Source organism: Halomicrococcus pelagicus (assembly GCF_050954125.1).
The window spans coordinates 1-11627 of record NZ_JBPBWC010000020.1 but is presented as its reverse complement, the minus strand read 5'-3'; the positions used below and the strand labels follow the sequence as shown (position 1 = coordinate 11627).

Here is an 11627-nt window from a genome sequence, read left to right as displayed (position 1 = left end):
AATAATCCATCTGCAATGAATCTCATTAACGAACCTGATGAGTACCGAATCGTAGTCGTTCTCGGCATACTAGCCATACTCTGGATCAGCGTCATTGTCACACAGTTATTGTGAACTACCCTACTCGCTCACCGCTTTCGCGGATCGCTCTTAGAGGGTAGGGCTTCCCATTTCAATGACGTACTTTGTAGAGAGCCGTATCCACAGCGAGTGCAGTTTCTGACGACGGTGAGTCGGAGTGTCCCACTCCTACGCCTCTGAGGTCGCGAAAACGGATGTGCACCACTACATCCTCATCCCTACCCGCTTTGCACCCGTCCGACGGACAGAGTATTCTCCGATCCACACTACCTTGCCCGTCGCAACGTCGCAGGCGGTGCACTCCTTACTCTTCCCCGTGCCAGTTCGACTGCGACAAAGTGCGTCCTCTCCGATAACGCAGGTGCTAAGACCCTCTCTCAAGGAATGAGCTGAAGGAAGCGAGTAGGGAGGAAATCACTCCCGTGAAAGCGTTTCGATCCGTGTATCGAGCGTCCGGCGGATACGACGAATGCGGACATATCGGACGAGACAGTAGCCGGCAACGGCGGTACAGACAGCCGTCAGTGCTACTGATAGAGGAATTGCAACGGCGGCAATGATCGCAGAGATACCAGTGAGAGCGCCCCAGATACGTCCTTTCTGGCCATATGTTCCCTTAACCTCTGAGAGAACCTCGATCTGTTCGTCAGCTGTATATTCTCTATCTGGGTCGATTTCGTATTGCTCGCTCAAGTCGTTGCCCTCTGCTCCCTCAGCCATTTCGAGCGCGAGGATGCGCCGTAAAGCGAAGATACCGATAAGTAGCGGGAAGAAACTCTGAATGAAGCCGATGTTTGAGTATGCCCACCCGGTCACTGAGAAGGCCCCGACGGCTACTGACGACCAGAGAATCTCTCGGCGGCGGAGTTTCGTGCTAGTTTCGGTCATGGGCGAGTGTTGGGAGAGCCATATTTGACTCTTACGTTCGAGATGAGGGAGAGAACTACTAACTATCTGCGACCAGTAACAAGAAATATGGCGTCTGACCAGATCGCCGTCTTCGAACAGTCTATCCAGTCGCACGATGCGACTGCCGTTCGAACGACGGTCAATGATTTCGAACAAACAATCTCGTCGGCGATCACTCCACCAGCGGTCGGAGCAAAACTCCCGTTTGAGGAATTTTCCTTGCCGTCGAACGTGACGACGAATCCGTCCCCCGAGCAAATCCGTGAAGCACGAACGGGCGTCACGCCCGCCGGCCTCGGCATCGCAGAATACGGCACGATCGCAATCCAGTCGCGGGTGGCAGGTGACGAACCGATCAGCCTCTATCCGGAGCAACACATTGCTGTCGTCCGAGCAAGCGACATCGTGCCGAACATCGGGGATGCGGTAGAGTGGTTTGAAACTGAAATCGAAGCAGGAAACAGTTCGGCCGTCTTTGCGACCGGCCCGAGTTCAACGGGCGATATGGGAGCGCTCGTACGCGGAGTTCATGGTCCGAAAACTGTCCACGTTGTGGTGGTGACTGACAAATGAGTGAGACCGAATCGCGTCGACAGAAAGCCCAACGAATTAGGACACTGCTTGATACTGAAGGCGACGCAATTTGGGAGAATACGACATACTTCAACCAAGAGAAGTACAACGCTATCGAGAGCGTCGACGAGTATGAGGACCTACGCGACCAAGCGCGAGCAACTAAAGAAGACGCCATTGAGAATCTCCCTGAGTTGATTGAGCAGGTTGAGGAGGCAGTCACAGCCAACGGTGGTCACGTTCACCTTGCTGACGACGCTGCCGAGGCGCGCAAACTCGTCGCTGAACTCGCCGACGATGCCGAGACAGTCGTTAAGAGTAAGTCGATGACCACCGAGGAAATCGAGCTCAACGACCAACTGGCCCGCGATGGGACCGACGTTTGGGAGACGGATCTCGGGGAATTCGTCCTACAGGTGGCCGACGAGACGCCCTCCCATATCGTTGGGCCGTCGCTACACAAATCGCAGGAGGAGATTGCTCGTCTGTTCAACGAGCAGTTTGACCCTGAAGAGCCATTCGAGACTGCCGAGGAGCTTACAAACTTCGCACGCGATTTTCTGGGCAAGCGCATCTGTGAGGCCGACGTCGGCATCACCGGCGCGAACTTCATCGCCGCTGACAGCGGGACGCTTATGCTCGTGACGAACGAGGGGAATGCCCGGAAATCTGCAGTGACACCTGACACCCATATCGCCGTTGCCGGCGTGGAAAAACTCGTTCCCTCTGTCGGTGATTTCAAACCGTTCATGGAGCTCATCTCCCGGGCTGCAACCGGACAGGATATCCCTCAGTACCTCACACTTCTCTCTCCGCCAGTTGATACGCCAACGCTCGACTTCGAGGTCGACAGTCAAACGGGAATCAACGAAGATAGTGATGAAGAGCGGACCGATGATCGGGCGTTCCACCTTGTACTCATCGACAACGGCCGGATGGCCATGCGCGAGGACGACCAGCTCCGAGAGACACTGTACTGCATCCGGTGTGGCGCTTGCGCGAACTCGTGTGCGAACTTCCAGCACGTTGGCGGCCACGCGTTCGGCGGTGAGACGTACACTGGTGGTATCGCCACTGGATGGGAAGCCGGTATCGAGGGCGAGGAGGCCGCTGCCGAATTCAATGACCTCTGTACTGGCTGTTCGCGCTGCGTCAACAATTGTCCGGTGAAGATTGATATTCCCTGGATCAATACTGTCGTCCGGGACCGAATTAATCGCGGCGAAGACGCGGAGGTTGACTGGCTCGTCGAGGGTCTTACTCCTGACAAAGAGCCGGGCGGCGTCAGTCTGCGAAAACGTTTCTTTGGGAATTTCGAGACAGTCGCGAAAGTAGGGAGCGCGACAGCACCGGTGTCGAACTGGATAGCTGACTTGGCACCTGTGCGGACACTTTTCGAAGAACTGTTGGGTATCGATCAGCGTCGGTCACTACCAGCGTTCAAGCGTGAAACACTCCGTGACTGGTTCGAGAACCGTGGTGGAAGTCACGTCGCACCGACACAAGCCCGCCGCGAGGCTGTTCTCTATCCGGACACGTATACTAATCATGTTCACACAGAGCGCGGGAAAGCGGCTATCAGAACACTCGAAGCGCTGAATGTCTCAATCCATATCCCTGATATTCCGGCGAGTGGACGAGCACCGCTTTCACAGGGAATGATCGCTACCGCCGAGAATCGCGCAGAGACTGTCGCAGACACACTCGAACCTTACATCGACCGGGGGTGCGATATCGTTGTCATTGAACCGAGCGACGCCGCCATGTTTGAGCGGGAATACGAACAGTTGCTACCGGAGGTTCGTCACAACCGCCTTCAGGAGCAAAGTTACGAAGTAGTCGAATACGTCTACGGTCTTCTCACGAACGGCGCTGACGCAGATACGCTTGTCAATGGTAACGGACAAACGGTGGCGTACCACGGTCACTGCCAGCAGCGGACACTGGGACTAGACGCATACACCGAGGCTGTGCTTGGCGATCTCGACTACGACGTTGTCACCTCTGACGTTGAGTGCTGTGGGATGGCAGGCTCGTTCGGCTACAAGACGGAGTACTATGAGCTTAGTATCGACGTGGGAGAGGACCTCCAGGTCGAGTTCGCCGATGTCGATGGACCGGTCGCTGCGAGCGGTACATCCTGTCTCGAACAACTGCAGAGCCTCTTGGATCGCCCCGTCTATCATCCACTCGAACTCGTCGGCCCCACGAGCTAACTGGCGCCTTTATCTCCCCCTCCAGCCATACTAGTGAATTTTTCGCATCGAAATTCATCCCCGAGAAGAGATTGGGAGGATACTACCAGGACGTAATTTCGACGTCCTGAAGCGGCTGTGAGAGCGGCAGTGAGACGTGTGCGTCAGTGTCATGCGAGACGTAGAAGGCAATAATGATCTCAAGCGATCGAACTGCGTCACGTCCGCTAGAGCGGTTTTCGGCGTCACCATCGAGTAGGTCTGCGATGTGTGCTGCCGCATTGCCGAACGACTCTGTGTAGTCGTTTTCCCACGTCCACGCTCCCTCGATGCCCGGTAGTGGTTCCTCGATGTGCTCTCCGTCTTCTAGTCGCCAGTACCGCCACTCACCGTCGTCGTTGTTCAGATAGAGTTTCCCTTCGGAGCCGATGAACTGATACGTCATCGAGGAACTGTCTCTGGGAATCGTGCAATCAAGTGTGACAAACGTCTCGTCCTCTGTGACGACGAATCCACCGCCACCTGCATCGTCAACCCGACGGTCCGCATTGAGGGAGTCGACGGCTTCGTTCTCGCCAGTGATATAGCCACTCACCTTTCGAGCCTGTGAGTCAAGTAGCTGTACTAGCGTGTCGATGAGATGCGTCGAGTTCCGCATCAGCTCCATCCGAAACTGCGCAGTAACTGATTGCACGTCCCCGAGGAGGTTCTCGTCCTGGATGAGTTTACAGAGCTGTTGTTGTTTTTCAGTGAAGCGGAACGAGTGGTTCACGACGAGTTCCGTGTCGGTGTCGTCGCACGCTCTAATCATCTCTTCGGCGTCGGAGACCCGTGATGCAATCGGCTTCTCACACCAGATTATGTCTGGATTCGCAGACGAATGAGCTGCATCGATGGTATGGTCGGCGTGCATGAGCGATGGTGTACAAACGGAAACAATGTCGAGACTCTCCGTGTCAAGCATTGACTCGTGACTGTCGTATCGGTGGCTCGACGGGATGTCCCACGCAGTGCCGAATTTGTCTCGTTTCTCTTGGTCGACGTCCGCAATGGCGACAAGGTCGATTCTGTCAGTTGCTTCGTATCCTCCAGCGTGACTTGCTTGAATTCGCCCTTCGCCAATGCGCTCTTCATCATGCATTCCGAGGATTCCCATGCCGGCGATACCACCTGCTCCGATGATACCTGCTTTATATGTCATTTTCACACCGTTGGGTTCTGAGCCTGCGGACTAGGAAGTATCCATGACTGATATCTGGAATGCCGTTGCGGCACTCGTCTAGTAAGAAGCAGGCTGCTGGTCTGGAGTTGAGACTCACACACAATTATGTATACCCGACTTTCATAAACGTATTGGATGGCCAGTAGATTGGTATAGTTGTATCTGTTGTTCTGTATTAGTAAATCATTTCCGCTAATGAAAAATGCTTTTAGGGTTGACCCATTGTCGCCCCTATATGCCCAACTACCAGGCGAACAGTCCAGTCAAAGCTACTCAGATTACACTTCGCATCGTCGAAACGCTGCAACGACTGGACGGTGCCGGAGTTACAGCCATCGCTCAAGAGTTGGACATCTCGAAGAGTAGTGCACATGACTATCTCAGTACACTCCGAGAGAGTGGCTACGTCGTCAAGCAAGACAACGAGTACTCGGTCGGGCTTCGATTTCTTGATCTGGGCGCACACGCCCGACAGAAGCGGAAAATCTATTCGGAGGCCAAAAATGAAGTCGACGAACTCGCAGCCGAAACCGGTGAATTCGCGAATTTGATGGTGGAAGAACATGGACTCGGCATCTATCTCCACCGTGGCGTCGGCGAACGAGCAGTGAACGTTGACGTCCATGTTGGTCGCCAAGTCCACCTCCACAATACAGCGCTTGGGAAAGCACTACTGGCACACATGCCCGAGGAGAGAGTAACAGAAATTATCGACGAGCATGGCCTCCCGAGCACAACCGACCAAACAACCACTGATCGGGATCGCCTCCGAGAGGAACTGGACGAAATCGCGAATCAAGGCGTTGCATTCGACGACGAGGAACGACTATCGGGACTCCGGTGTGTAGCGGTTCCAATCCTTGACCAAGATGACCGCGCGGTCGGAGCAATCAGTATCTCTGGACCGACCAGCCGCATGACCGAACCACGGTACCAAGAAGAAGTCCCAGCACGTCTCCAACAGTCTGCGAACGTGATCGAACTCAACGTTAATTTCTCGTGACTTCCACCCCAGGTCAAAACATTCGGCTCCGGAGATATGATGAAAGGAATTACTGTCGACGGAGAGCAGGTGAGCGTTTAGCCGCGACATACCAATAGAAGATGATACCTAGACAGATTACAAGCACGCCTAGAGAACCATCCAGATTCAACCCTATATGCGATGGCAAGCGTGGTGATAATGATGAGCAGCCGCTTCGCCGTCTCGTTTGCGAGGAGTGTTGTGGACATAAGCTAATCGTCGTGATCGGTGATGGTCTCTTTGAGTTTTTCGAAGAGTTCAGGGTGGTGTTTGCAGAGTATTTCGATGTCTTTCGGGAGTTCTTCAGTGATGCGGGCACGAACTTCTGAGACGGCCTGGTAGTGGCGGGTTTGTTTGCCTTCTTCAGCGATGAGTTCGCGATCGCGTTCAGTGAGAAGCGCACGGGTTCTGGCCATTGGTACCCCGCCTATGTGTCCGCCCTCTACTTGGGGGATACTGTCTTGAGCTCTGAAGCGGAATATTTATTATGTTAAAATTCACAGCTGAATGATTATCTGATGTATGTCAGACCGTTAGATCAAAGTAATAGTTGTAGTATTGGTAGATTATCTACAGATACAGCTGACATTCAAATCCAAAATATAGTAATATTTATTTATAAAATAATAAGAAAAACATGGTAGCGAGAGAAGAATACTACTCCCTATCAAATCCATAAACGGAAGTGCAACCACCCCGGGACCCCTGAATCAATCTGTGCGCAATCCGTAGTGGATATCTCCGTGTCGGTGACGCTTTCAAACTGTGCTGTTGGGTTAGTATTGGTCACAGCGAACAGAATACACCGTACAGCCACAAAACCATCCTGGCTCCTGCGTCTTTAGCTATCAAGTGGGATCACGGTAGCTTTCAGAAACGAAAGTGGAACTCCCCACGGGACTGCTATCTCGATCTGTGCGGAGTTGGTGGCACAAATAGGCCACTGCATGCCCTATGGCCAGTCGGCGGGTAGCTCGTCTTCGTGGTCGGCCATCAATTGCAGAAGTGGCGCAATCTCGTCGAAGTTCGATCCCCGACGAATCGTCTCTGTGTCGGGGTTCCATTCGATATAGCCTTTATCGGCCAACTTGGGGAGATGGACGTGATGAAGGTGCGTTTTTACGTGGTCGAGATTGTCCTCGTCCGAAGCGAGCGACTCCGTCGTGAACTCGTCTTCAGTCCGTGGATTATGATCCGACACCGCCAGTAGGATACGCCGGCGGTGTGAGTCGCTCAGTACGTCAAGCATCGTGTCGAGTGACGCTGAATTGGTAGTGTGTTGCATGGTTGTCTAAATGAACTCACGGAACGGCTGGACTCGATGAGCGTTCCGCGTGACGTCCCACGCGAAGAAACAAGGAAAACCCTTCACGACTGGTGAATCCTGTACAAGCGGCCCCTCCATCGTTGGGGCGCAAACGCACTTACTGTGACTCCGTCCTCCCTATTTAGCGTTATAGATGGATAAGCAGCGTGTTCACCCAGATAATCGGAAACGAAGCTCTTTCACCTTGCTGGAAACACACACTCTAGTCAGCTAGGCCAACGATTGGTGAGTTCAGCGGTCAACAGATGTGGAGTCGTCTCAACTCACCCACGGACAGCATCAAATCTGTGTTCGCCAAAGAGTAGCTCGTTCTCAATCGAAATTCCAGGACTCGATGGATATTGTGAGTAGCTCTGGCTTTCCTCCACTGTAGACGCTGTCTGGCTCTATCAATCTGCAGAGGCGGACTTGTAGAGCGACAAAACGTGCTCAGTCTAACTGAAGGTGGACCTCCCCGTTTCGTTGAAGGGTGACCTCATAGTCGGGATAGGTGATCTCGATTTGGACGGCAGGCGCCTGATCGCCATTCGTCGTGGTCAGCAGTGTTGTGAGTGCGTCGGGCTCGACGTGATTATAGAGTGTTGCTGGATCTTGGTTGGTGGCATCCGCAACTTATTCGGTCACAGCCTCAGTGGGCGGTGTCACTGTCCAATCGTAGTGAGCGTGGATGGTATCAGGCGGTTCGTCTCCAGCCGTTGGTTCACTCGCAGAGCGGTCTTCCTCCCCACTCATAATGAGTGCTTAGAGGAGCTCCACGCGTCTAGAGTTATTGTGAGTAAACGAGTAACAACGAGTTCAGCGAGCGGCATCCTCATCTGTTTGTGAGAGCCGCCACGTAAAGATCGCCCTGAGCACCACCACAAGACTATTCGTCTCCCCGGCACCCCAAATTGCCGTCTCAGACTGCTCTGTTGACGCCATTTCTGACTCGTTGTTGTGCACGCTCACAAGCGTCTTCGTCCCGTCAATCATGAGTAGTCGACCTGCCGGCGTATCTGACCACACCCAGAGTGACTCGAACATCTTTGCACCTGGAATTGCATCCTGGAGACGAGCCTGCACGGTCGGCGAGATGCCCGCGAGTCGTATCGTGACGCCACGCTCACTTGCTGCAGCCAACGCGTCGACAATCTCGTCCGTGAGGAGATCTTCGACCGTCATGTAGACGATTTCATCCTCGGCGCTGGCGAAGAATTCCGTGATACGATCGGTGATCGCCTCCTGGCTGGTGACTGTCCAAACACCCTCCTGCTCGGTCCGTCGGGGAGCGGTATCGAGCGTATCAAGTGCGGTCTTAAGTTGGGCAAGCCAAGATTAGTACGTTCGTTCGAACGACCGGCTAAGAGTCTCGGTTGATACCGGCCAGAACTGCTTTGGCGTCGACTGCTGGATATCGACGAGTCCTTCCTCCTGAAGTTCTTCGACCGCGTCATACACCCGCGTTCGCGGGACATCAGCCACTTCGCTCACGTCTTTTGCTGTGCCAGAGCCAAGGGCTACAAGGGCGACGAGTGTCCGGGCGGCATACGTGCTGAGCCCCAACTGTTCGAGCTGGTCGATTGCCACAGATCTAGGGTTATCAAGCGGATTCCCAGACATCTACTCCCGGCACCATTTTCTGACTCCTGAATGATCTTCTCGGTTCTGAAACCCTACCACGGAATGTAGTAGGGTTGACACGTAGTGGTGAGTGGTTGGGACACCTCCGATCTACGTGCCATGTAGAGGTTAGGCCCCGCTGGTAAGAAGTTTTTGTGATTAAGTGGGTCACAGTAGTGATGTCTCTCGCTGTCGTTGGAGCAATATGATAAAACAGATAATCGCAACCTATATAGTTATATAAATTTATAAAAGGCAGTATATGATTTACTAGTGAATAAATGGATAGTAGAGGAGCTTGTTACTCACTTCATCACAACGCTCAATTCGATAAAAATACTTGGTTTTGAAGCAGTTCAGGAGTCTCTATATATAAGTAACGATGAACACTAGCACTCGTTTTGACCTTCTCAGAAAAAGCCAACGTCGAGAAGTACTCCTCGCGCTCATCGACCAGGAGGCGCCTGACATCATTGTCCACGATGGTGGCGGTCTCGACATCGACGCGACGTATTCAGGCGCATGCAAGCTCCAGCTCGAGCATTGCCATCTCCCGAAACTGGCCGAGCACAACGTGATTGTGTGGGATCGCGAGACAAACACGATTACCAAAGGTTCCCAGTTCGGTGCTATTGAAGCACTTCTTCGGGTGAGCCAGAACGAGGATAATGACGTTCCCAATGGGTAATCCCGTCCATACGATGGTTGCCTTTGACTGACCACTAACGGCTGGCTTGCCAATATATTAGCGAGCAGTCCTGTACCGCTATTTGCTCCGTGTAACGTACCAACACCAATGTACTAATCTGACGTGAGCCGGACGTTTAGAGACTTTTGCACTGGTCCAGCGTACGTCGGTGAGCGAGAGGAGCGTCAGTCCCTTGTGGACTGAGCGTCAACAACGAAAATACGCCGGCATCACCCGGAGAGTGGTTGGGATATATGACATCAAACGAGCGATATGAACACGCTGTCGACCTGCTGCAACAACTCGGGTTAAAAGAGTACGAAGCGAAGTGTTTCGTGGTCCTGTCGCGGCTGCCAAAGGGAACTGCCAAACAGATCAGCGAACAGTCCGACGTCCCTCGAACGCGCGTCTACGACGCGACGCGCGTCCTCGAAGCACGCGGTCTGGTCGAAGTCCAACATTCGAGCCCGCAGTACTTCCGGGCCGTCCCGATCGACGAAGCTGTCGAGACGCTTCGCCAACAGTATGAATCGCGATTCGCCGATCTCCGGGACGCCGTTGAGGGATTGGGGGAGTCGACGGCCGAGGCAGACGATACGGTGCATGAGGTTTGGTCGCTATCCGGGAGCGAGGGGATCGCAACTCGGACACAGCAGTTGATTGACGAGGCCGAGGACGAAATCGTGCTTATCATCGGCACTGAGGAGGTTCTCTCTGAGGAGCTGTTCGAGCATCTGAGCGACGCAGCTGCCAACGATATTTCACTCATCATCGGCACGCTCTCGGAAGGGGTGCGAGAAGCGATTGACCAGCGGCTTGACGCCAAAGTCTTCATCACGGGGCTGGACTGGCTCAAAGCCCCCAGTAATGATGACGAAAATGCTGTTATACGTAAAGAGACAGCGATTGGGCGCCTGCTCATGGTTGATCGGGAAACAATTTTCGTGAGTTCGCTTGATCCAGCCAGTGGCAAGGAACAGGCGGTATTTGGCCGTGGGTTCGGGAACGGTCTGGTAGTAATTGTGCGCCGACTGATGGCGACAGGCTTGTTGGCCAGCGAGGACCCAGGCACCTAAGCAGGATTTTCCGTGGGAGTGGACAGGCATACACTGTCCACTCCGACTGATAGTTCACGGCCGTTGCGTGCTCACGTGCGACGGTGATGGAAAATGAAAGACGGTCCGAAGCGGGGACATGAGAGTCAACAAATTCTCGCTGCCCACTGCTACCGAGTGGCAACGACCAGACCTGAATCCAGTCAGGTTGACGCCTTCACACAGTTTACTGAATCGCTTAGTCAGTTGGTTTATTCGAAGTAGCTCGGTCACTGCTGGTGATGAGTGGTAACGAGGAACCCTGCGGGGTGACAGTGCAACCCCAGTACTTGTCCGTGTCGCTCGCTTTCTACTTTATGAGAGGACAGTATGTATCGGGTCCAACTACCAATGCAGGAGCTCGACCTTGCTCGCCCACTCTCACTCGGCCCAGCCACCTATCTCGAATTCGCCACGCTCGGCGAGACCGAGATGGGAATCCTCCCGCGATTTTGGGCGTACGGACCCGAGCGTGAGGCGCTCTGCGAGCGTCTCGAAACCGACCCCGACGTCGAAGCCGTTTCACAGCAAACCGAGTGTGATGATCGTGTCCAATACAGTGTCCGCTGGGATACCGATCTAACTGGTGATCTCGCTCACTTCGTAGAGACAATTCACGCCCACGATGCCATCGTCTTGTTCGGCCGAGCAGACCAGACGTTCTGGCGGTGTCTCCTCCAGTTCCCCTCCAAACCATCGCTTCTCGACTTCTTTGCCAACTATGAGCTCGACTCGCTTACAATCGAACATCACTCGCCACAGCAAGCACATGTGTTTGTCAGTGGCGTTGAACGACGCACATCGACGTCTGATGACTGACTGTGTCGCAGTTGTCTTGTGTTCCCGCTCTCGCCTCCAAATGTAACCAACAAGCGATTGTTCGAGCTATTCGTCGCCCCATACAGCTGAGGTGTT

General features: G+C 53.8%; 11 protein-coding genes and 2 pseudogenes. 6 read left to right on the top strand and 7 right to left on the bottom strand.

The features are described 5' to 3' along the window. Positions 1–495 precede the first annotated feature (495 nt). The gene (locus ACRYA2_RS22620; RefSeq protein ID WP_433633314.1) at positions 496–969 is read right to left on the bottom strand and encodes a hypothetical protein; all 474 of its coding nucleotides are present in this window, start codon (positions 967–969) and stop codon (positions 496–498) included. An 87-nt stretch (positions 970–1056) separates the two neighbouring features. Between ACRYA2_RS22620 and ACRYA2_RS22615 the strand changes: the two genes are divergently transcribed. Together ACRYA2_RS22615 and ACRYA2_RS22610 are read left to right on the top strand one after the other, a co-directional pair. After that, positions 1057–1563: an LUD domain-containing protein gene (locus ACRYA2_RS22615; RefSeq protein ID WP_433633312.1), complete on the top strand. Its 507-nt coding sequence runs from the start codon at positions 1057–1059 to the stop codon at positions 1561–1563. Continuing rightward, complete coding sequence (locus ACRYA2_RS22610) at positions 1560–3779, top strand: LUD domain-containing protein (RefSeq protein ID WP_433633310.1); 2220 nt, start codon at positions 1560–1562, stop codon at positions 3777–3779. Before ACRYA2_RS22615 ends, ACRYA2_RS22610 begins: the two co-directional genes overlap by 4 nt. A gap of 82 nt (positions 3780–3861) precedes the next feature. Here ACRYA2_RS22610 and ACRYA2_RS22605 read toward each other — a convergent pair whose 3' ends face one another. Then, positions 3862–4959: a Gfo/Idh/MocA family protein gene (locus ACRYA2_RS22605; protein WP_433633308.1), complete on the bottom strand. Its 1098-nt coding sequence runs from the start codon at positions 4957–4959 to the stop codon at positions 3862–3864. A gap of 256 nt (positions 4960–5215) precedes the next feature. On the opposite strand from ACRYA2_RS22605, the gene ACRYA2_RS22600 reads away from it, so the two are divergent. Next, positions 5216–5983, top strand: coding sequence for an IclR family transcriptional regulator (locus ACRYA2_RS22600; protein WP_433633306.1), 768 nt, complete (start codon positions 5216–5218; stop codon positions 5981–5983). A 233-nt stretch (positions 5984–6216) separates the two neighbouring features. Here the strand turns inward: ACRYA2_RS22600 and ACRYA2_RS22595 are convergent, their stop codons facing one another. The 5 genes and pseudogenes from ACRYA2_RS22595 to ACRYA2_RS22575 all read right to left on the bottom strand — a co-directional run bounded on the left by ACRYA2_RS22595 (position 6217) and on the right by ACRYA2_RS22575 (position 8897). After that, the gene (locus ACRYA2_RS22595; RefSeq protein ID WP_433633304.1) at positions 6217–6420 is read right to left on the bottom strand and encodes a hypothetical protein; all 204 of its coding nucleotides are present in this window, start codon (positions 6418–6420) and stop codon (positions 6217–6219) included. A 536-nt stretch (positions 6421–6956) separates the two neighbouring features. Then, a complete protein-coding gene (locus tag ACRYA2_RS22590; RefSeq protein WP_433633302.1) occupies positions 6957–7253 on the bottom strand; it encodes a DUF7344 domain-containing protein in 297 nt (98 codons plus the stop codon). Positions 7254–7760: 507 nt separating this feature from the next. Next, positions 7761–7931 (bottom strand): annotated as a pseudogene (locus tag ACRYA2_RS22585) (HalOD1 output domain-containing protein); the annotation flags it as partial. Between the two features lie 195 nt (positions 7932–8126). Further along, a pseudogene (locus ACRYA2_RS22580) lies at positions 8127–8561 on the bottom strand (TrmB family transcriptional regulator); the annotation flags it as partial. Between the two features lie 84 nt (positions 8562–8645). Further along, a complete protein-coding gene (locus ACRYA2_RS22575; RefSeq protein ID WP_433633300.1) occupies positions 8646–8897 on the bottom strand; it encodes a TrmB family transcriptional regulator in 252 nt (83 codons plus the stop codon). A 415-nt stretch (positions 8898–9312) separates the two neighbouring features. Between ACRYA2_RS22575 and ACRYA2_RS22570 the strand changes: the two genes are divergently transcribed. The 3 genes from ACRYA2_RS22570 (at position 9313) to ACRYA2_RS22560 (ending at position 11531) form a co-directional block, all read left to right on the top strand. Continuing rightward, positions 9313–9618 (top strand): hypothetical protein, encoded by a 306-nt coding sequence (locus tag ACRYA2_RS22570; protein WP_433633298.1) that lies wholly within the window; start codon positions 9313–9315, stop codon positions 9616–9618. 254 nt (positions 9619–9872) lie between these two features. Beyond that, positions 9873–10694 (top strand): TrmB family transcriptional regulator, encoded by an 822-nt coding sequence (locus ACRYA2_RS22565; protein WP_433633296.1) that lies wholly within the window; start codon positions 9873–9875, stop codon positions 10692–10694. A gap of 369 nt (positions 10695–11063) precedes the next feature. Beyond that, complete coding sequence (locus tag ACRYA2_RS22560; protein WP_433633294.1) at positions 11064–11531, top strand: hypothetical protein; 468 nt, start codon at positions 11064–11066, stop codon at positions 11529–11531. Positions 11532–11627: the final 96 nt, after the last annotated feature.